This is a genomic window from Microbacterium resistens, assembly GCF_021172025.1.
In the GTDB taxonomy this organism is placed as follows: domain Bacteria; phylum Actinomycetota; class Actinomycetes; order Actinomycetales; family Microbacteriaceae; genus Microbacterium; species Microbacterium resistens.
In genome coordinates this window covers 1,370,951-1,390,227 of sequence record NZ_CP082781.1, presented here as the reverse complement: position 1 = coordinate 1,390,227, position 19,277 = coordinate 1,370,951, and the positions used below count along the sequence as shown (strand labels likewise).

General features: G+C 71.2%; 23 protein-coding genes, 1 tRNA gene and 1 other RNA gene. 13 read left to right on the top strand and 12 right to left on the bottom strand.

From position 1 onward, the window contains the following. Window positions 1-17 precede the first annotated feature (17 nt). Together K8F61_RS06785 and K8F61_RS06780 are read left to right on the top strand one after the other, a co-directional pair. Window positions 18-557 (top strand): dihydrofolate reductase family protein, encoded by a 540-nt coding sequence (locus K8F61_RS06785; protein WP_067243569.1) that lies wholly within the window; start codon window positions 18-20, stop codon window positions 555-557. A 65-nt stretch (window positions 558-622) separates the two neighbouring features. Further along, window positions 623-1,003 carry a helix-turn-helix domain-containing protein gene (locus tag K8F61_RS06780; protein WP_067243646.1) on the top strand — a complete coding sequence of 127 codons (381 nt, stop codon included), beginning with the start codon at window positions 623-625 and terminating at the stop codon, window positions 1,001-1,003. Between the two features lie 47 nt (window positions 1,004-1,050). Here K8F61_RS06780 and K8F61_RS06775 read toward each other — a convergent pair whose 3' ends face one another. Together K8F61_RS06775 and K8F61_RS06770 are read right to left on the bottom strand one after the other, a co-directional pair. Further along, window positions 1,051-1,653, bottom strand: coding sequence for a ClpP family protease (locus K8F61_RS06775; protein WP_067243568.1), 603 nt, complete (start codon window positions 1,651-1,653; stop codon window positions 1,051-1,053). A 1-nt stretch (window position 1,654) separates the two neighbouring features. Continuing rightward, window positions 1,655-2,293 (bottom strand): ClpP family protease, encoded by a 639-nt coding sequence (locus K8F61_RS06770; protein ID WP_067243567.1) that lies wholly within the window; start codon window positions 2,291-2,293, stop codon window positions 1,655-1,657. A 103-nt stretch (window positions 2,294-2,396) separates the two neighbouring features. Between K8F61_RS06770 and dapF the strand changes: the two genes are divergently transcribed. Next, window positions 2,397-3,269, top strand: coding sequence for a diaminopimelate epimerase (gene dapF / locus K8F61_RS06765; RefSeq protein WP_231821128.1), 873 nt, complete (start codon window positions 2,397-2,399; stop codon window positions 3,267-3,269). A gap of 21 nt (window positions 3,270-3,290) precedes the next feature. Here the strand turns inward: dapF and K8F61_RS06760 are convergent, their stop codons facing one another. After that, window positions 3,291-3,932 (bottom strand): class I SAM-dependent methyltransferase, encoded by a 642-nt coding sequence (locus K8F61_RS06760; RefSeq protein WP_231821127.1) that lies wholly within the window; start codon window positions 3,930-3,932, stop codon window positions 3,291-3,293. Window positions 3,933-4,006: 74 nt separating this feature from the next. Between K8F61_RS06760 and hflX the strand changes: the two genes are divergently transcribed. Continuing rightward, complete coding sequence (gene hflX / locus K8F61_RS06755; RefSeq protein WP_231821126.1) at window positions 4,007-5,512, top strand: GTPase HflX; 1,506 nt, start codon at window positions 4,007-4,009, stop codon at window positions 5,510-5,512. Between the two features lie 6 nt (window positions 5,513-5,518). On the opposite strand, the gene K8F61_RS06750 is transcribed toward hflX, so the two are convergent. Together K8F61_RS06750 and K8F61_RS06745 are read right to left on the bottom strand one after the other, a co-directional pair. Then, on the bottom strand, window positions 5,519-6,523 hold the full coding sequence (locus K8F61_RS06750) for an adenosine deaminase (protein ID WP_231821125.1): 1,005 nt from the start codon (window positions 6,521-6,523) through the stop codon (window positions 5,519-5,521). 73 nt (window positions 6,524-6,596) lie between these two features. Next, on the bottom strand, window positions 6,597-7,055 hold the full coding sequence (locus K8F61_RS06745; protein WP_231821124.1) for a GNAT family N-acetyltransferase: 459 nt from the start codon (window positions 7,053-7,055) through the stop codon (window positions 6,597-6,599). A gap of 471 nt (window positions 7,056-7,526) precedes the next feature. Between K8F61_RS06745 and K8F61_RS06740 the strand changes: the two genes are divergently transcribed. After that, window positions 7,527-7,676: a hypothetical protein gene (locus K8F61_RS06740; protein WP_231821123.1), complete on the top strand. Its 150-nt coding sequence runs from the start codon at window positions 7,527-7,529 to the stop codon at window positions 7,674-7,676. Between the two features lie 103 nt (window positions 7,677-7,779). On the opposite strand, the gene K8F61_RS06735 is transcribed toward K8F61_RS06740, so the two are convergent. Further along, window positions 7,780-7,855, bottom strand: a tRNA-Lys gene (locus K8F61_RS06735). Between the two features lie 94 nt (window positions 7,856-7,949). Here K8F61_RS06735 and K8F61_RS06730 point away from each other — a divergent pair. The 5 genes from K8F61_RS06730 to K8F61_RS06710 are packed head-to-tail and all read left to right on the top strand — an operon-like array spanning window position 7,950 to window position 11,948. After that, entirely contained in the window at window positions 7,950-8,774 is an 825-nt protein-coding gene (locus tag K8F61_RS06730; protein ID WP_067243561.1) for an inositol monophosphatase family protein, read from the top strand. Next, the gene (locus K8F61_RS06725) at window positions 8,771-9,340 is read left to right on the top strand and encodes a hypothetical protein (RefSeq protein ID WP_231821122.1); all 570 of its coding nucleotides are present in this window, start codon (window positions 8,771-8,773) and stop codon (window positions 9,338-9,340) included. The genes K8F61_RS06730 and K8F61_RS06725 overlap by 4 nt, the downstream gene beginning before the upstream one ends. Window positions 9,341-9,389: 49 nt before the next feature. Next, complete coding sequence (gene gnd, locus K8F61_RS06720) at window positions 9,390-10,445, top strand: phosphogluconate dehydrogenase (NAD(+)-dependent, decarboxylating) (protein ID WP_219085580.1); 1,056 nt, start codon at window positions 9,390-9,392, stop codon at window positions 10,443-10,445. A 23-nt stretch (window positions 10,446-10,468) separates the two neighbouring features. Further along, window positions 10,469-11,344 (top strand): protein phosphatase 2C domain-containing protein, encoded by an 876-nt coding sequence (locus K8F61_RS06715; protein WP_231821121.1) that lies wholly within the window; start codon window positions 10,469-10,471, stop codon window positions 11,342-11,344. Between the two features lie 4 nt (window positions 11,345-11,348). After that, window positions 11,349-11,948, top strand: coding sequence for a DUF4304 domain-containing protein (locus tag K8F61_RS06710; protein ID WP_231821120.1), 600 nt, complete (start codon window positions 11,349-11,351; stop codon window positions 11,946-11,948). Between the two features lie 79 nt (window positions 11,949-12,027). Here the strand turns inward: K8F61_RS06710 and ssrA are convergent. Both ssrA and K8F61_RS06700 read right to left on the bottom strand, forming a co-directional pair. Beyond that, window positions 12,028-12,397, bottom strand: a transfer-messenger RNA (tmRNA) gene (ssrA, locus tag K8F61_RS06705). Window positions 12,398-12,524: 127 nt separating this feature from the next. Next, entirely contained in the window at window positions 12,525-14,225 is a 1,701-nt protein-coding gene (locus tag K8F61_RS06700; RefSeq protein ID WP_231821119.1) for an MSCRAMM family protein, read from the bottom strand. A gap of 97 nt (window positions 14,226-14,322) precedes the next feature. On the opposite strand from K8F61_RS06700, the gene K8F61_RS06695 reads away from it, so the two are divergent. Both K8F61_RS06695 and K8F61_RS06690 read left to right on the top strand, forming a co-directional pair. After that, window positions 14,323-14,991: an SIMPL domain-containing protein gene (locus tag K8F61_RS06695; RefSeq protein ID WP_219085576.1), complete on the top strand. Its 669-nt coding sequence runs from the start codon at window positions 14,323-14,325 to the stop codon at window positions 14,989-14,991. A 79-nt stretch (window positions 14,992-15,070) separates the two neighbouring features. Then, a complete protein-coding gene (locus K8F61_RS06690; RefSeq protein WP_231821118.1) occupies window positions 15,071-15,538 on the top strand; it encodes a hypothetical protein in 468 nt (155 codons plus the stop codon). A gap of 12 nt (window positions 15,539-15,550) precedes the next feature. Here K8F61_RS06690 and K8F61_RS06685 read toward each other — a convergent pair whose 3' ends face one another. The 4 genes from K8F61_RS06685 to K8F61_RS06670 are packed head-to-tail and all read right to left on the bottom strand — an operon-like array spanning window position 15,551 to window position 18,391. Further along, window positions 15,551-15,826: a hypothetical protein gene (locus tag K8F61_RS06685; RefSeq protein ID WP_067243552.1), complete on the bottom strand. Its 276-nt coding sequence runs from the start codon at window positions 15,824-15,826 to the stop codon at window positions 15,551-15,553. Between the two features lie 49 nt (window positions 15,827-15,875). Continuing rightward, window positions 15,876-17,111: an MFS transporter gene (locus tag K8F61_RS06680; protein ID WP_231821117.1), complete on the bottom strand. Its 1,236-nt coding sequence runs from the start codon at window positions 17,109-17,111 to the stop codon at window positions 15,876-15,878. Beyond that, window positions 17,108-17,539 (bottom strand): MarR family winged helix-turn-helix transcriptional regulator, encoded by a 432-nt coding sequence (locus tag K8F61_RS06675; protein WP_067243550.1) that lies wholly within the window; start codon window positions 17,537-17,539, stop codon window positions 17,108-17,110. The genes K8F61_RS06680 and K8F61_RS06675 overlap by 4 nt, the downstream gene beginning before the upstream one ends. A gap of 57 nt (window positions 17,540-17,596) precedes the next feature. Continuing rightward, window positions 17,597-18,391, bottom strand: a complete 795-nt coding sequence (locus K8F61_RS06670; protein WP_231821116.1) for an IclR family transcriptional regulator — start codon at window positions 18,389-18,391, stop codon at window positions 17,597-17,599. A 102-nt stretch (window positions 18,392-18,493) separates the two neighbouring features. Here K8F61_RS06670 and K8F61_RS06665 point away from each other — a divergent pair, with 102 nt between their 5' ends. After that, window positions 18,494-19,276, top strand: coding sequence for a CoA transferase subunit A (locus K8F61_RS06665; protein ID WP_231821115.1), 783 nt, complete (start codon window positions 18,494-18,496; stop codon window positions 19,274-19,276). Window position 19,277 lies beyond the last annotated feature (1 nt).

Genomic DNA, 19,277 nt, shown 5'->3' with positions numbered 1-19,277 from the left:
CCGGGGATGATGGGCGCATGGCGACTCACTACTTCACGGCGTCCTCGCTGGACGGCTTCCTGGCGACGACCGACCACTCGCTCGACTGGCTGCTTTCACAGGACATCGACATGGAAGGGCCCATGGCCTATCCCGGTTTCGTCGAGGGGATCGGCGCGCTCGCGATGGGCGCCTCCACCTACGAATGGGTCATGCGCAACGAAGAGGGGCGGTGGAGCTATCGTCAGCCGACCTGGGTGTTCACGCATCGCGATCTCGACCTTCCGACGCAGGGGGATGTGCGGCTCACGCAGGCGGACATCCCGACCGTCCACGCCGAGCTGGTCGAGGCCGCGGGAGACAAGGACGTGTGGATCGTCGGCGGTGGGGATCTGGCGGGACAGTTCGCCGATGCGGGGCTGCTGGACGAGGTCTGGATCCAATACGCTCCGGTCACGCTCGGCGCGGGGATGCCGCTGCTTCCGCGCCGGCTGGACCTCGAGCTGCAGGAGGTGGCGCGCAACCGGGCCTTCCTGTGCGGCCGATACCGGGTACTGACGGGCCGGACGAACGTCTGACCCGAGCGTTCTGCTCTGAGCGGATCCGCTCGATGCCGTCGCGGCCGCACGCCTAGCATGTGGCCATGACCGACAACGCCCCCCGCCCCGCGCCCGAGCCCGACGCATCCGTCCCCGACTCGCCTCGTCCCGTCGCGCCGCTGCGGGAGCCCGAGCCGCTCTGGCGGGAGGTGGTCGGCGACCTGCTCCGCGCCGAGCGGATGGACCGGGGCGAGACGCTGGTGGAGACCTCGCGGCGTGCCGGCGTCTCCCCGCAGTACCTGTCGGAGATGGAGCGGGGCATCAAGGAGCCGTCCAGCGAGATGCTGGCTGCTGTCGCGGGCGCCCTCGACCTCACGCTGCTGGATCTCACGCTCGGCGTCGCGGAGCGGATGGCTCCCCGCGCCGTCCCCGCGGCGGTGACCGCGGCGACGTTCTCGCGGGCGGCCTTCGCCCTCGCGGCGTGACGACGGGGCCGGCCGGGACACCGGCCGGCCCCGATCGCGCGAGCTGATCAGGGCACGAGCTCCCGGCGTTCAGCGATCACCTCGTCCACGATCCCGTACGTCCGTGCGGCGTCGGCGGTCAGCACCAGGTCCCGATCGGTGTCGGAGCGGAGATCCTCCGCCGCCCGGCCGGTGTGCGCGACGAGGATCCGTTCGAGCTCGCTGCGCACGCGCACGATCTCGTCGGCCTGGAGGATGAGGTCGGGGATCGCACCCCGTCCCTGCGCGGCCGGCTGATGCAGCACGATCCGCGAGTGGGGGAGGGCGGCACGCTTGCCCTTCGCGCCCGCAGCGAGGAGCACGGCCCCCACGGAGACCGCCTGACCCATGCAGAACGTCGCGACGTCGGAGCGGATGAAGCGCATCGTGTCGTACACGGCGAGCATGGCGCTCGGGTCCCCGCCCTCGCAGTTGATGTAGAGCTGGATGTCCCGGTCGCCGCCTTGGGCGTCCAGGTAGAGGAGCTGGGCCACGAGGGAGTTGGCGACGTCGGAGTCCAGCGGTGTGCCGAGGTAGATGACCCTCTCGGCGAGCAGGTGCGAGTACACGTCCATGACCCGGTCGCCGCGGGGCGTCTGGGCGACGACGTTGGGGATGAGGAACTGGGCCATGTCAGGCTCCTTCCCGAAGCGGGGCGGGTTCGGCGACGAGGCCGACGGCGCGGCGTGCGACCTTCGGCATGATGACGGGGAACGACGACGTGATCTCGTCGATGAAGCCGTACTCGAGCGCCTCCTGGGCACTGAACCAGCGATCGTGCAGGGAGTCCTCGAAGACCCGGTCCAGGGGCTGGCCGGTGTCCTCGGCGATGAGCCCGAGCACCGTGTCGCGGGTCTGGCGGAGGTCTGCGGCCTGCAGCTCGACGTCCACGGCCGTGCCGCCGATCCCCGCGGATCCCTGGTGCAGGAGGACGCGGCTGTGCGGGAGCGCTCGGCGCTTCCCCGGTGTTCCCGCGGACAGCAGGAACTGGCCGGCGCTGCAGGCGAGCCCGAACGCGACGGTGCCGACGTCGCAGGGGACAGCGCGCATGAGGTCCCGGATCGCGAGCATGGCCGGGACCGAGCCGCCGGGCGAGTGGATCCACAGGGTGATGTCGGCCTGGTCGTCGTCGGCGGCGAGGGCGAGCAGCTGCGTCATCAGCAGCACGCCGTTGTCGTCGTCGAGGGGGCCGTCGAGGACGAGGATCCGACGGGCGTAGAGCATGCGACGGGTGTCCGCGTCGAACAGGTTGCGTGGAGCGTCTTCTGTCATGCGACCAGCCTGCGGCGTCGCGGATCGGCACGGCCCCGGATCCGCCGTGGGCTGATCCACCCTGAGCGGATGGCGGTGCAGGACCGGCCCGTAGACTGGGGCGATGGTCGCATTCGCCAAGGGTCACGGCACCGGGAACGACTTCGTCATCATCGCCGACCCGGACGGAGAGCTCGACCTCTCGCCGGAGCAGGTCGCCGCGCTGTGCGACCGGCACTTCGGCATCGGTGCGGACGGGCTGCTGCGCGTGGTGCGCTCGCGCGCGCTCCCCGAGGGGGCGGCGGCTCTCGCGGAGGAGCCCGCGGCGGAGTGGTTCATGGACTACCGCAATGCCGATGGCTCCATCGCCGAGATGTGCGGGAACGGCGTCCGCGTCTTCGCGCACTACCTGCTGGGCTCCGGCCTCGCCGAGCTGGAGCACGGCGCGACGCTGCCGATCGGGACCCGTGCGGGCGTGCGCGACGTGATGCGCAGCGAGACCGGTTATCAGGTGGATCTGGGGCGCTGGCGTCTCGCAGGCGGTGAACCGCTCGCTCGTGCCCACGGCCTCGGCGTTCCCCGGCCGGGGCAGGGGATCGACGTGGGGAACCCGCACGTCGTCGTCGCCCTCGCCTCGGAGGAGGAGCTCGACGGGCTCGATCTGACCCGGTCGCCGGAGCTGGCGCCTGCCCCCGAGGCCGGGGCGAACGTGGAGTTCGTCGTCCCGGCGGACCCCCTCGTCCAGGACGGTGTCGGACGCGTCCGGATGCGGGTGTTCGAACGAGGCGTGGGAGAGACGCTGAGCTGCGGGACCGGTGTCGCGGCGACCGCGCTCGCGGTGCGGTATTGGGCCGGGTCCGCGGCACCGGACGCCTGGCGGGTCGAGGTCCCCGGCGGGGTCCTCGGCGTGCGGATGTTCCCCGCGGAGGACGGCGAGCACGTCGCGTTGTCCGGTCCGGCGCAGATCGTGTTCCAGGGCGAGATCGACCTCGCCTGACGCTGCTCGTCCCGGTGAAGGTCAGATGACCGGGATGCCCTCGGTGGGAGGCGTGCCGTGGCGGCGCACCTTGAGGACGCGGAAGCCGCGGCCCGTGGCGGCGCGGTACACGCTGTAACCGGGGGAGAAGGTCGCGCCGAGCCATCGCTGCAGGGAGTCCGATCCCAGGTTCCGGCTGACCACGAACCAGCCGTCGCTGCGCTCGTCCAGCCGTGGGATCCAGCGCTCCAGGAGTCCGTGCAGCTCGTTCTTGCCGACCCGGATCGGAGGGTTGGAGCGGATGGTGCGGAAGACGACGTCGTCGGGAACATCGTCGGGCGTGACGGCGTTGACGTTATCGAGTCCCAGTTCGGCGGCGTTGCGGCGTACGAGATCCAGGGCGCGCTCGTTGACGTCGACGGCCCAGATCGTCGCGTGCGGGGCGCTCAGCGCGAGAGAGATGCTGATCGGACCCCATCCGCAGCCGAGATCGAGGAGGTTGCCGCCGGGCGGGGGAGGCGGGGTGTTCGCGAGCAGCACGGACGTCCCGGCGTCCACATGATCGGGGCTGAAGACCCCGGAGGCGGTGGTGAGTTCGAGTTCACGGCCCGCAAGCGTGACCCGGATCCGACGCAGGTTCTCAGGGCTTGCGGGGGCCGCAGTGAAGTAGTGGTCGGACCCCATACGGTGAGCGTAGCGGAGAGCCGGGGCTAAGGTTAAGGCGCTCTTCCGGTGCGGAGAGCGACAGAAAGGTGCGGATGACGCAGTCCACGACGAACGACGATCACGACGACGCGATCGAGCGCGTCCTCAAAGCGGGGGAGCAGCGCACGCAGCCGCGGGTCTTCGGCGCCGCGCAGGCGCTGCAGGACGAGGCGACGGCGACGTACTCCTCTGCGGACGGCGAGCAGTGGGACCTCGAGGACCGGCATGCGCTGCGGCGCGTCGCCGGGCTGTCCACCGAGCTCGAAGACGTCACCGAGGTCGAGTACCGACAGCTCCGCCTGGAGAACGTGGTCCTGGTGGGCGTGTACCCTCAGGGCGCGCAGGAGGACGCGGAGAACTCGCTGCGCGAGCTCGCGGCGCTGGCGGAGACCGCCGGTGCCGTCGTCCTCGACGGCGTGCTCCAGCGCCGCCCGCACCCGGATCCCGCGACCTACCTCGGGCGGGGAAAGGCGCAGGAGCTCCGTGACATCGTCGCGGCGCTCGGCGCCGACACGGTCATCGCCGACACCGAGCTCGCCCCCAGCCAGCGCCGCGCGCTGGAGGACGTCGTGAAGGTCAAGGTGATCGACCGCACGACGGTGATCCTGGACATCTTCAGTCAGCACGCGAAGAGCCGAGAGGGCAAGGCCCAGGTCGAGCTCGCCCAGATGGAGTACATGCTTCCGCGGCTGCGCGGCTGGGGCGAGTCCATGAGCCGCCAGGCGGGTGGACAGGTCGGCGCCGGCGGTGCCGGGATGGGGTCGCGCGGACCCGGTGAGACGAAGATCGAGCTGGACCGCCGCCGCATCCGGACGAGGATGGCGATCCTGCGCAAGCAGATCCGCGACTTCGCTCCCGCTCGCGAGGCCAAGCGCGCGGAGCGCAAGCGCAACACGATCCCGTCGGTCGCCATCGCCGGGTACACGAACGCCGGCAAGTCGAGCCTGCTGAACGCGCTCACGAGCGCGGGCGTCCTCGTCGAGAACGCCCTGTTCGCGACGCTCGACGCCACGGTCCGGCGGACGGAGACGGCCGACGGCCGCGTCTACACGCTGACGGACACGGTCGGGTTCGTCCGGAACCTCCCGCACCAGCTGGTGGAGGCGTTCCGATCCACGCTCGAAGAGGTCGCGGACTCCGACGTCATCGTCCACGTGGTCGACGGGTCCCACCCGGACCCCGCCGGTCAGCTCCAGACCGTCCGCGACGTGATGGGCGACGTCGGCGCGCGCGACCTGCCGGAGATCGTGGTCTTCAACAAGGCCGATCTGCTGGACGACGACGAGCGGCTCGTGCTGCGGGGCCTCGTCCCGGGGGCGCACTTCGTGTCGTCTCGGACCGGCGAGGGGATCGAGGAGTTGCGGGCGACGATCGACGAGACCCTGCCGAAGCCGGCGGTGGAGATCCGCGCGGTGGTCCCGTACGACCGCGGCGATCTCGTGGCCGCCGTGCATGAGACGGGCCTGCTCGTCTCGGCCGAGCACGAGGAGGCGGGGACGGCGATCCACGCCCACGTGTCGGAGCGTCTGGCCGCGGAACTGGCTCCGTTCGCCGTCTGACGCGGGTCAGGCGCCGAGGCGGCGCTTCTGATCGGTGCTCAGGAAGCTCGCGCGCACGCTGGTGCGCGCGAGCTCCGCGAGCTCGTCCGCGGTCAGCGAGAACGTGCGGGCCAGCGCCCGCAGGTTGTCGTCCAGGTAGCCACCGAAATACGCCGGGTCGTCGGAGTTGATCGTGACCTGGAGCCCCGCGTCGAGCGCCCGCCGGAGGGGGAAGTCGGACAGCTCCCGGATCACCCGGAGGCGGGTGTTGGAGAACGGGCACATCGTCAGCGGGACGCGGTCGGCGGCGAGCCGTGCGACCAGCGAGGGGTCCTCCAGCGCGCGGTTCCCGTGGTCGATGCGCTCGACGCCGAGGATGTCCAGGGCCTCCCAGACGTAGTCGGCCGGTCCTTCCTCTCCCGCGTGTGCGACGAGCCGCAGCCCGGCGTCCCTGGCGCGGTCGAACACGCCGGCGAAGAGCGACGGCGGGTATCCGACCTCGGCCGAGTCGAGTCCGAGACCGGTGACCGCGAAGCCGGTGTCGAGGACGCGATCCAGCATGCGGGCGGCGTCCTCCACCGGGTCGTCCCGGAGGACGCAGACGATGATCGACGCGGTGATGCCGGTCTGGCCGCCGACCTCCGCGATCGCCCGATGGAGTCCCGCGAGGACCACCGCCTCGGGGATCCCGCGCTTCGCGTGCGCCTGCGGGTCGACGAACATCTCCGCGTGGACCACGCCGCCGGCGTGGGCGCGGCGGAGGTATGCCGCGCCCAGCGTGAAGAAATCGTCTTCCGTCTGGAGCACCCGCATGTTGTCGTAGTACAGGTCGAGGAAGGACTGCAGATCCGTGAACCGATAGGCCTGCTGGAGCTCCTCCTCGGAGGCGTACGGCAGAGTGAGCCCCTTCGCCCGGGCCAGCTCGAAGATCGTCGCCGGCTCCAGGGTTCCCTCGATGTGCACATGGAGCTCGCAGAACGGCGGGTTCTCTTTCGCGGCCGGGGCTGTCGTCATCGGATCCGAAGTGGGCATGGGGTCACCGTAGCCGCTCGCCGCGCCGTTCGTGGTCAGCGTCCCGCTTCGCAGTTCGTGCCGATGATCGCGGTCATGCGGGGAGGGCGAGGTGGAGGATCGGGTAGGGTCGGCCGTCCCCGTCCAGCTCGCTACGGCCCACCTGAACGAACCCCCGGCTGAGGTAGAAGCCACGGCCGCTGGTGTTCTGCTCATTCACGTCGACCCTGATGACGCCGTGGTGGGCGATGGCCTCGGTGAGGAGGAGGCTGCCGATTCCTGTGCCTCGTGCGTCGTCGGAGACGAACAGCATCTCGAGGCTGCCCTCCGCGACGCCGGCGAACCCCACCGTGGTGCCGCTCCGGTCGGCGACGATGAGCTCGACGGCCGGAAAGTAGACGGAGGCGAGGTTGCTCTCGATGCGGGCGAAGTCCGCATCCTCGAGGAAGTCGTGCGTGGCGCGGACCGCGCTCCGCCAGATCTCGGTGAGCTGCGGATATTCCGCGGGTCCGTGAGCGGGTCGGAGCGTGACGGAGCGGGCGGCCTCGGGCATCAGATCATCCTGGCCGACCCGGCCAGCAGGTTCAAACCCGATCCGGACTCACCCTCGCAGGCGGGCGTTTCGCCGTCAGCGTGTGGCGGCCGCACCCGTCGGCGGGTACCACCGCGGGAGTCGAACGACGGCGACGACGCGGCGGTTCAGGCCGCCTGCTAGGGTGTCGCGACCATGACACGCACAGTACCGCGCGCCTCGCGAAGGTCCACCTGGTGGCTTCTCTTCCTCGCCGCGGTTCTGTGCGTGTTTCCGGTTCTCGTCATGGCCGGAAGCCAATACGTCGATCGTGGCGATAATGTCGTAGGGAGTTGCTTTTATGTCCCTGCGCCGGATGACGTGGCGTCGATAGACAATGCCCTGCGTCAGGCATCGTTGACGGCCGTTCCTGCTGGGATCCTCTGCGAATGGGATCGCGCCGGCGGCGGAACGGTCAGTGTTCAGACCGGTTGGCCGACGACGGTCGCTGGTATGGCCGGAAGTGTGCTGCTGGTCGTGTTCACGGCTGCGGCTCTCCGATGGCCAGGGACGGGACGCCGGTTCGTGACCGTGATCCCGCTCGCGCTGGGAACCGCACTATGGATCGTGGTGTTCCTCAGCGTGCACACCGTCGCCGCCTAGCGTCCCGCGCCCGGGGAACGACGGACCGGCGTCGGTCCCCGTGCCCGAAACGACGGAAGGCCTGCTCGGGATTCACGCCCGAGCAGGCCTTCCGTCGTTGGTGTGGTGCACCCCCTGGGACTCGAACCCAGAACCCACTGATTAAGAGTCAGTTGCTCTGCCGATTGAGCTAGAGGTGCGTGGCCGGTGTTCCCCGGCCGAGGAACAACACTAGCAGGGGATCCGTAGGACGCGAAATCGAGCCGGGTCCGACCCGGCGGGTATTCTGAGGACGTGTCTGAAACCCCCGCTGCCACCGACTTCCGGGGTGACCTCGAGCTCGCCCTCCGCCTCGCCGACGCCGCCGACGCCCAGTCGCTCCCGCGCTTCGACGCGGCCGATCTGACGGTGTCGCTCAAGGCGGACCACTCCCACGTCACCGACGCGGATCTGGCGACGGAGCGCGCGATCCGTGCCATCCTCCAGGCCGAGCGTCCCGAGGACGGCATCTTCGGCGAGGAGTACGGAGCAGAGGGCGGAACGCACCGCCAGTGGATCATCGATCCGATCGACGGTACCGCCAACTTCCTGCGCGGCGTTCCGCTGTGGGGCACGATGATCGCCCTCGCCGTGGACCACAAGCCGCTCGTCGGCGTGGTGAGCATGCCCGCCCTCGGGCGTCGGTGGTGGGCCGGCGCGGGCCTCGGCGCGTGGACGGGCACGGAGGCCGAGCCTCGCCGGATCCACGTCTCGGACGTCTCCTCCCTCGACGAGGCGAGCGTGAGCTTCCAGAGCATCGCCCAGTGGGACGAGGCCGGCCATCTCGACGACCTGGTGGCGCTGAGCCGCCGCGTCTGGCGGGACCGCGCGTACGGAGACGTCTTCTCCTACATGCTGCTCGCCGAGGGACGCATCGACATGGTGGCCGAGTTCGACGTGAAGGAGTACGATATCGCCGCCGCCTTCGCCATCGTCGCGGAGGCGGGAGGCCGCGCGACGGCGTTCGACGGGCGGAAGACCCTGTCCGGACGCTCCGCGCTCGCCACCAACGGGCGCCTGCACGACGCTTTCCTGGGCCTGCTCGGCGGGCCTCCGTCGGCACCGGCGGACACCGCATGACGGCGCGGGCGCCGCGCAGACTCCTCCCGGCCGTTCTCGCGGTCGGGATGATGGCGATGCTGAGCGCCTGCAGCCCCTCCGCCTCGGGCGCGGGCACGGGAAGCGGGGCGCCCTCCTCGCCGTCCGAGGACACGGCCGGATCCGCGACCCCGTCCGATCAGCCGACCGGACCGCCCACGTGCGACACCCTGATCTCGGCCACGACCGTCGATGCGCTGAAGAAGCTCGGCTGGACCTCGGAACAGCGCGAGTTCTCGGTCGGGCCGGAGGTGGTCCCCGACGGCCTCCTCTGCCTCTGGGCGGACTTCACCCACGCATCCGACCGCGGGCAGATGTACGGATGGGCGCCGATCGACGCCGAGCGCGCGGCGACGCTTCAACACCAGCTCGTCGAACAGGGGTGGATCCGTGAGGACAGCGACCGCGGTGTCTACATCACCATCGACCCGGACTTCGCGTTCGAGAAGGACGCGGACGGCTACGGATCGACCTACCTCTTCGGCGACGGCTGGGTGACGTTCTCGGACACGCGGCAGGGACTGGTGCTGATCGAGGCACCACGCTGAGACCGTCCGGCGGGCGGCGCCGGGCGGAGCGACGACAAGGAGGACCGTGATGCGACTGGCCATGGTGGGACTCGGCCGAATGGGTGCGAACATCGTGCGGCGGCTGCTGCGCGACGGGCACGAATGCGTGGTGTACGACGTCAACCCGGCGGCAGTCGCCGAGCTCGTCGCCGAGGGAGCGGTCGGGGCCGAGAGCATCGCGGACCTGGCGACGCAGCTCGACGGCCCCCGCGTCGTGTGGGTGATGATCCCGGCGGGGATCACGGGCCAGGTGGTCGACGAGGTGGCGGCGGTGCTGGAGCCGGGAGACGTCATCATCGACGGCGGGAACTCCAACTATCACGACGACGTCCGCCGCGCCGAGGCGCTGCGCCCGCGCGGCCTGCACTACGTGGACATCGGCACGAGCGGCGGGGTGTTCGGCCTGGAGCGAGGCTACTGCCTCATGGTCGGCGGTCCGGAGGAGGCGGTCACGCTGATCGAGCCGATCCTGCGCACGGTCGCCCCCGGCGCCGGAGACGTGGAGCGCACACCCGGGCGCGAGGGCGAGCTGGCCCCGGAGGAGCTCGGCTACCTGCACTGCGGGCCGTCCGGCGCGGGCCATTTCGTGAAGATGGTGCACAACGGCATCGAGTACGGCGCCATGGCGGCGCTCGCCGAGGGGCTGAACCTCCTGCACAACGCCGACGCGGGCGTCCGCGAGGCGGAGCATTCCGCCGAGGTCGCGCCGCTGGAGCAGCCGGAGTTCTACCAGTTCCCGATCGACACCGCGAAGGTCACGGAACTGTGGCGTCGCGGCTCGGTGATCTCCTCCTGGCTGCTGGACCTGACCGCCGCGGCGTTGCACGAGAATCCGACGCTGGACGGGCTGGCCGGGCGGGTCTCGGACTCCGGAGAGGGCCGATGGACCGTGAAGGCGGCGGTGGACGTGGGGGTTCCCGCCCCGGTCCTGTCCGCGGCGCTGTTCGGCCGCTTCGCGTCGCGCGGCGAGGACCAGTTCGCGAACCAGGTGCTCTCTGCGATGCGGCTGCAGTTCGGGGGACATCAGGAGCGCCCGGCCGGCGACGTGCTGGAGGCGGGCGGACGCAGCGCCGACGCCGGGTGAGCGCACGACGAGGGGCGCCGCGCATGTTCGCGGTGTCGTGGCCCGCGGGGCCGGATCGGGAGAACGAGGACGCGGTCGTCCTGCGCCCGGGCATCGGGGTCGTCGTCGACGGAGCGGGACTGGACGCCTCGGTCCGCCGGGGCTGCGTGCACAGCGTCGCCTGGTACGCCCGCAGCCTCGCGGCGGCCTTCGGCGAGCTCCTGGAGGACCGCCGGGTCGCGATGACGGACGCGCTCGCCGAGGCGATCCGCATCGTGACCGCCTCGCACGGCGACGGCTGCTCGCTGATCGGGGGATCGCCGAGCGCCACGGTCGCCGCCTGGCGCGTCGACGACGACGACGTGGAGCACCTCGTGCTGTGCGATGCCTCGATCGTGGTCCTGCATGCGGACGGAGGTGTTGAGGAGATCACGGACCGACGCATCGAGGAGGCCGTGACGCGTCGCACGGCCGAGATCCTGGCTCAGACGGCGGGGCCTCGCCCGCCGACGCCCGAGGAGGTCTGGTCGACGCGGTTCCGCGCCCTGGAGGAGACCCGGAACGTGCGGGGCGGCTTCTGGTGCGCCCAGGCCGACCCGGCCGCGGCCGGGGAGGCGCTGACCGGTCGACGCCGGATCGGCGACGGGGGAGCGGCTGCCGTGCTCGCCGCGTCCGACGGCGGCACGCGAGGCTTCCAACTGGTGGGAGCGCATGATCTCGCCTCCTTCGCGGCCCGCGCCGCGTCGGGCGAGCTCGAAGAGCTCGCCGCCGAGATCCGCACGGGGGAGGAGCGTCTGCGCGAACGCGGCACGTTCCGCGGCAAGCCCTTCGACGACCTGACGATCGTCGTCGGGTCCTTCGTGCCCCCAGCGTCCCTCTCCTCGCCGCACGGTGGCGCGACGCCCGAACCGATAGCGTGACGACATGGACCGGACGACCGTCAACGCGCATCTGCGCGCGCAGTTCTTCCCCCTCCTCGCCGCCGAGGGGTTCACCCGCAAGGGCGATGTGGCCAGGCGCGTCCTCGACGGCGGCGTGGTCCACGTCGTGGACCTCCAGCACCAGCCTCGACGGCACCTGTTCCAGGTGAACCTCGGCGCGCATCTGCTCGGCCTCGGCGGAGTGGCCGGCGCAGAGGCGCCCGAGATCGAACGCTTCCGGGACCACGACTGCGCCTGGCGCGGTGGGATCGTCTCCGGATTCCGGAACGCGGACGACGCCGAGTTCGCGTGGGGCGCGACGGACGAGGAGGCGCGGGAGTCCGTCGCCTTCCTCGTTTCCGAGTGGCCGCGGCAGTCGGAGGCGTTCTTTCGCCCGTACGCGGCGTATCCGGACACGTTCCTCGACGCCGCCCGCGAGGCGCTCACGACCCTTCCGCACCCCGCCACCATGCTCACGTGGGCGCGGGTGGCCCGGATGGCGGGGGAGGACGAGCTCTCCCGTCGGCTGGCGTCTGCGGCACTGCCTCGGGTGCCCGAACGCGCGACCTCGCTCCGGGCCTCGCTGGAGCGCATCGCGGAGTGAGCGCCGGGGCCGCCCGGATATGAAAAAGCCCCTCGGCCCGTATGCACGGGACCGAGGGGCCTTCCACAGCGACAGCGGCTGGTGGAGCTGGGGGGAATCGAACCCCCGTCCAACGCTGAGTCTCCACGCCTTCTCCGGGCGCAGTCTGTGCAGACGTTCTGCTCGGCCCCGACCTTTGTCACAGACACCTAAGTCGACAGGCCCAGTCCGGGAAGAGTCCCGTGCGGCGTCCGGACGCCACCGCACAGCAAGATCCCTAGATGACGCCAGAATCCGTACCGGGATCACATACGGTCTGACGGACTATCGGGCTCGCTTACGCAGCGAGGGCGAAGTCAGTGCGCTTTGCATTGGCACTTATTGTTTTGCAGGGAGCGTTCACGAGATAACCCTGCATCCTCGGCCCGCTTCTCGTGGATTCACAGGCGCTGTCGAAACCGATCAGCCCCGTGGTCCTTCTCTCGAAGGAGCCGCTGTCGCGCTGTGGAGTTGTCAGGGGCGCCGAAGCACCCGAGCATCACAGACTACAACGCATCCGCCGCCCACGCCATTCCGCGGGCGACGGATGCGTCCCGGTCAGGCCCGTCGGCGGCGGACGGCGACGAGCGCGACGGTGCCGAGGAGCAGGAGGAGCCCGCCGATCGCCAGGGGCGCCGCCGGGTCCGCGCCCGTGGCGGGCAGCGCGCCGCCGGGCGCCGGGGCGGGAGTCGGCGAGACGGTCGGCGACGGCGAGGTCGTCGGTCCCGGCGTGGGCGAAGGGGTCGGCGAAGGCGTCGGGGTGGGCGTCGGTCCCGGCGCGGGGACGACGTCGAACGAGATCCCCGTGACGTCGCCGTCGATGATCGTCACCTCACGGGTGGGCTCACCGTCGACCACGTAACCGGCCGGCGGATCGATCGTCACGAGGTAGTCGCCGGGGACCAGGCCCGGCACCTCGAAGCGGCCCTCCGAGTCCGTCACGACCGGATCCGGGTCGACCGGCCCCTCGACGTCGACGACGACCTCGGCGACCCCGTCGCCGTCGATCACGACGGAGCCGGAGATCGAGGAGGGGGACTGCAGGACGAAGTCGACGTCCTGAATCGGCCGCGCATCCTGCTCCGGCACGGTGAAGGGCTCGGGCACGCGGATCGGGGTGTAGCCGTCCGGCGGCGTGATCGTGACGCGGTGCTCCCCGGGGCCGACCTCCGAGAAGACATAGGCGCCGTCGTCGCCGGTCGTCGCCGTGGTGCCGTCGTCGAGCGTCACGACGGCGCCGGGCACCGGGTTGCCGTCCTCGTCGGTCACGGTGCCCGAGACCGGCACCGTCACGGATGCGGGATCCCCCAGGGTGAAGTCGGCGACGCCGTCGGACTCCGAGAGGTCCACGGCACGCCGGGGGACGTCGGCCACGCGACCGGGCGGCGGGACGATCTCGACCGTGTACCCGTCGGAGGCGAGGTTCTCCGGGAAGAGGTAGGTGCCGTCCTGGCCGGTCGTGGTCTCCCCGATGACGGCCCCGTCCGGGCCGAGCAGACGGATCGTCACGTCGGCGACCGGCTCGCCGCTGTCGGCGTCGGACACAGTGCCGGCGATGTCCCGGCTCAACGCCGCGAACCACGTCTGGTACACGGGGAAGCCGGACCGTTGGGTGAATGTGAAGGTGAGAGAGGAGATCGGCGCATTCGGCTCGAACCAGGCCGCGGCTCCGGCCGTGTCGTTCGCGTCCGCGTTGCCGGTCAGGGTCGCGGTCGTCGGGTCCCATGAGGGGACGTCCGCGGGGTCGCCCGTGCAGGACGGCTTCCCGGACAGCGCCGGGTCGCAGTAGTTGAACGAATCGCGGTATCCGAGCTCGTCCGAGGTCAGCGCCTGGCCGTCGGGTCCCTCGGCCGAGATCTGCACCTGGTCCGCATCGATGTCGCCGAGCACGAAGGCCCATCCGGCGCCGGGAGCCGGGGTGTCGAACGTATAGGTGGTGACCGAAGGGGTGGTCGGGCCGTCCGCCTGGGGGCGGAGGTTGAGATATGGCTGGTCTCGGCTGCTGCCGTACTTCTGGCCGACCGGCGTGTCCGCGGAGAGCCACGTGCTGCCGCCGGAGAACACGCCCACGCCGCCGCGCGAGTTCGAGTCGAGCGTCGCCCGCAGCGGGGGCTGGTCGGCGATCGTCACGGCGCCCGTGTACGCGCCGGGCCCGCCCTCCAGCGGGTCCCAGGACGCCCAGGACGTGGTGGTCGCGGCGGAGGCGGAGAGGGCGGTGCCCACGGCTGCCGTCGCGACGAGAAGGCCGATTCCCGTCATCGCTGTCGTTCGTCGCATACCGGTATGTTGTCACGGCGAACCGGGCCCGGGGAATCCTCGGCTCCTCTCATGACGGCGTCTGACGTAGAGTCGCCGCATGAGCGAACTCACCATTACCGTGCGCGGCGAGCACGAGGTCCGCATCGCCCCCGAGCAGGCCACCGTGCACCTCTCCGTGACGATCGAGGGCCCGCACCGGGAGGACGTCGTCGAGCGTGCCCTGGCGCTCGCGGCTCCCGTCCGCGACGGGATCGCGGCCCGAGAGGAGAGCGGCGCGATCGCCGAGTGGTCCAGCACGCGCATGGGGGTCCGTGCGGAGCGCCCGTGGAACAGCGAAGGCAAGCGCCTCGCCCCGGTCTACCACGCGACGGTGGAGTTCACGGCCACGTTCTCCGACCTCTCCGAGATGTCCGTCTGGGTGACGGAGGTCTCCGTCGGGGAAGGTGTGACGATCGGAGCGACGGTCTGGAAGCTGACGCCGCAGACCCGTCGACGGGTGGAGCAGGAAGTGGCGGCGGAGGCGGTCGGCGTGGCCGTGTCCCGGGCGACCGCCTATGCGACGGCCCTGGGCTACGAACGGGTGGAGCCGATCGAGGTGGCCGACACGGGCATGATCTCGTCCCGGCCGACGCCGGTCGTGCAGGAGCGCGGAGCGCTGCGCGCCGCGGCGGCCTTCGCGGCACCGGCGGGCGATGCCGGGATGCAGTTCCAGGCCGAGGACATCGTCGTCGCGGCGACCGTGGAGGCCCGCTTCCTCGCACGCTGAGCGGCCTCGTCCGAATCCTCCTCGCGGGCACTTCCGCGAGCGCGGCGGCGGTGCGATCATGGCATCGCGAGGAGGCGAAATGATCGATCTCGAAGACGTGGACGCCGACGAGGACGGCACGCTGACCGCGACGGCCGTGCTCCCCGGGGACCGGCACGTGACCGTGGAGTTCGCCGTCGATGACGAGGAGGACCTGGACGTCGACGACGACGACGAGGCGGACGACGACGAGCGCGAGCCGGCCGATCCGGACCTCGCGCGGATGCAGGAGACCGTCCGTCACGCGCTCGCCCGGCTGACGGAGGAGGTCCTCGACGCCCGCGAGCACGACGTGGTGGCCGAGCTGACCGCCGCCGCTTACGGCGACGACGAGGATTCCGTGGATCGCGAGGCCGAACTCGCCGCCGACATCTCGCTCGACGGCGTGGTGGTGTTCGACGATGGAGCGATGGCGCTGCTCTACGTCGCGCCGGAGCAGTATCCAGGCTCGGCGATCCGCTGTCAGCTCGACGACGATCTGGAGGTCGAGGACCTCGAGGTCGAGTGACCGGGAGCCGCGTCAGGCCTCGCGCACGGAGATCAGCATGTGACCGGCGGGCACCTTCGCCTCGAGCGCGGCCAGGTCCTCCGCCTCGATCTCCTGAAGGCCGTCGCGGCGCACGATGAGCCCCTCGGCGGTCAGGACCGTGTCCTTCTTCGCCATGGTGACGGGAGCGGACGCCAGTTCCCAGCCCTCGGGGGTCTGGGCGGCGAGCAGGTCCTGGATCTCGTCCAGTTCGTGGCCCTGCACGGTGGCGGTACGGGTTTCGACGGGGCGGATGAGACCGATCAGCATGCTTCCAGGGTAGAGGTCTCCACGGACAGTGCCGGGCCGGTGGGGCGGCTCAGGCCGCGTCGCCGACGAGGATCGCCTCCGCGTCCTCGGCGGCGTCGTGCGATCCGCGGTCGATGTGGCGCAACGCTCGGCGCCCGAGGAGCACGACGAGGGCGGCGACCAGCACCGAGAGGGCCGCGAAGAGGTACGGCACGGTGGCGGAGAACGCGTGCCACAGCAGCGCGGCCAGCGGAGGGGCCGCGGCGCCGCCGAGGAACCGCACCGCGGAGTAGGCGGACGACGCGACCGCGCGGGGGAGATCCGTCGCCTCCATGACCGCCTCGGTGAGCACGGTGTTCATGACTCCCAGCAGTAGACCGCCGACGACGATGCAGACCACCAGAGCGGCGGGGGACGAGACCAGCAGCCCCGCCGCGATCAGATCCACCGCCAGCAGCGGGAGGACGACGAGGATGATTCTCGTCAGCGGCATGCGGCGCAGGAGCAGCGGCGCGAGCCATACGCTCGTGATCGCCAGGGCGACGCCCCAACCGAAGAACGTGAGTCCGATGCCCATCGCCCCGAAGCCCAGCGGGAACGGCGAGAAGGCGAGCAGCACGAAGAAGCCGATGTTGTAGAACAGGGCGGCCACGGCGAGGACGGCGAGGGCGGGGCGACGCAGCGCCGTGAACGGCGCCGAGAACGGGACGGGGGCGCGCTTCTCACCCGGTCCCCGCAGGAGCACGAGCACCGCGATGAAGGCGATCGCCATGAGCGCGACGACGCCGAAGAACGGCCCGCGCCAGCTCTGCTCGCCGAGCAGTCCGCCCAGCAGCGGGCCCACGGCGATCCCGAGGCCGAGGGCGGCCTCGTACAGGACGATCGCGGCGCTGCTGCCGCCGCTGGCGGCGCCGACGATCGTGGCGAGCGCGGTGGAGATGAACAGCGCGTTGCCCAAGCCCCACCCGGCGCGGAAGCCGATGACGGCGTCGACGCTCCCGCTGACGGCGCACAGCAGCGCGAACACCACGATCAGGCCGAGCCCGACGAGCAGCGTGGACTTGGCCCCGATCCGGCTGGAGATCCAGCTCGTCACGAGCATCGCGAGACCGGTCACGAGCAGATAGCTGGTGAAGAGCAGCTCGGTCTGGACCGGCGAGGCCTGCAGCGCGTCGGCGATCGCGGGGAGGATCGGATCCACGAGGCCGATGCCCATGAAGGCGACCACGCAGGCGAAGGCGACGGCCCACACCTGGGCGGGCTGACGCCAGATGGAGGTCGGTGCGGAGGAGGGGGAACTGCTCAACGGGGGGTCCTTTCCGAGACGGTGCGACTGTGCAGGAGGGCGGCGGCGCGGGCGAGGACCGCCCAGTCGTCGTCGTCGAGGTCGGAGAACCGTGGCTCGAGCGCCTCCTGGATCTGGCGGCGCCAGGAGCGGACCGCGTCCCGTCCGGCCTCGGTGACCGTCACGACCGTCGCCCGCGAGTCCTCCGGATCGGGGGAGCGCGTCACGAGACCGTCCTGTTCGAGCTGCCCGATCAGGCGGGTGATCCCGGGTTGGGTCGTCCGGCTCGCCCGCGCGAGCTCACCGACGCGGAGGGGGCCCTGGGCGTCCAGCAGGCTCAGCGCGCGCCACTGCGCGGCGGGCGCCTCGTTGCCGGTCGCGTGGGCCGCGATGCGGGTGAGCGCGTGCGCGGAGAAGACGATCGACGGGATGATCTCGGCGCGATTCATGCCGCAAGTATATATCAACTGGTATGTAAATGGGCCGGAGTCCGGGCCCATGAGAGGTCAACGCCGGGCGGCGGCGAGGCGCGACGAGAGCTGGTGGGCGTGTGCGAGGAGGGTGCGTCCGAGGGAGGGGAGCCGATCCGGGCCGAAGCGGAACTCCACGCCGGTGAGGCTCAGCGCCCACTCGGCGCGGCCGTCCCGGTCGAACACCGCGGCGCCCATGCCCCAGCTGCCCTCGACGATGAGACCGGGATTGACGGCGTATCCGCGCGCCTTGGTCTCGGCCAGGCGGGCCCGCAGCGGACCCGCGCCGTGCGCGCGGCCCCACCGCTCGGGCAGCTCCGGGTGGCGGTCCAGGTAGGCATCCACATCGTGGTCCGGGAGGAAGGCGAGGATCGCGAGCCCGGCACTGGCGACGCCGAGGGGGAAGCGCACGCCCTCGCTGAGCACGAAGGAGCGGATCGGGAACGACCCCTCCTCGCGCAGGAGGCACACCGTCTCGTCGGCGCGGCGCACCGAGAGGAAGGCGCTCTCCTCCGTCTTCACCGCCAGCGACCGGACGATGTCGCGGGCGAGCTCGGTCACGTCGTACCGGGCCGCGGCCACCGTTCCCATGAGATAGAGCTCCGGGCCGGGCATCCAGCGCGCCGTCTCGGCGTCCTGGTCGACGAGCCCCTCCGCGCGGAGGGCGGAGAGCAGCCGGTGAGCGGTCGGGCGGCTGAGTCCGGCGGCGCGGGAGAGCTCCTGCAGGGAGGCCCCCTCTGCGGAGGCCGAGACGAGGCGCAGCAGGCCCGCCGCGCGGGCGACCGCCTGGGTTCCGGGCACCGTGCGACGGGATGCGTCGTTGCGTTCCACGATATGGACGGTATCGACACGCGGGTCCACATGGCAATCATCCGCTTGTCGGGTGCTCGTCGCGACGCGCACGGTGGAGGGATACCGACGAAGGAGTGCGGCGTGATCGACAAGAGCTGGGCCTCCGCCGCGGAGGCCGTCGCGGACATCCCGGACGGTGCGTCGCTGGCGGTCGGCGGCTTCGGCCTCTCCGGGAACCCCATGGCGCTCATCGAGGCGCTGCACGCGCGCGGGACCCGCGACCTCAGCATCGTCAGCAACAACTGCGGCGTCGACGACTGGGGCCTGGGTATCCTCCTCGGCGCCGGGCGCATCCGCAAGATGACCTCGTCCTACGTCGGCGAGAACAAGGAGTTCGAGCGGCAGTTCCTCTCCGGCGAGCTGGAGCTGGAGCTGACCCCGCAGGGCACCCTCGCCGAGAAGCTCCGAGCGGGCGGAGCGGGGATCGCGGCGTTCTACACGCAGACCGGCGTCGGCACCCAGGTCGCCGAGGGCGGGCTGCCCCGCAGGTACGACGGCGCCGGGGGAGTGGCCGTCGCGTCGCCCGCCAAGGAGGTGCGGCGCTTCGCCCCCGCCGGCATCGAGCACGACTACGTGCTCGAGGAGGCCATCGTCACCGACTACGCCCTCGTCCACGCGCTGCGCGGCGATCGTCACGGCAATCTCGTCTTCAACAAGGCGGCGCGGAACTTCAACCCGCTCGCCGCGCAGGCCGGGCGGATCTGCATCGCACAGGTGGAGGAGCTCGTCGAGCCCGGGGAGCTGGACCCCGACGCCGTGCACCTGCCCGGGATCTACGTGCACCGCGTCGTCGAGGTCGGGACGGGCATCGAGAAGCGCATCGAGCGCCGCACCGTCCGCGACACGACGAAGGAAGGAGCCTGAG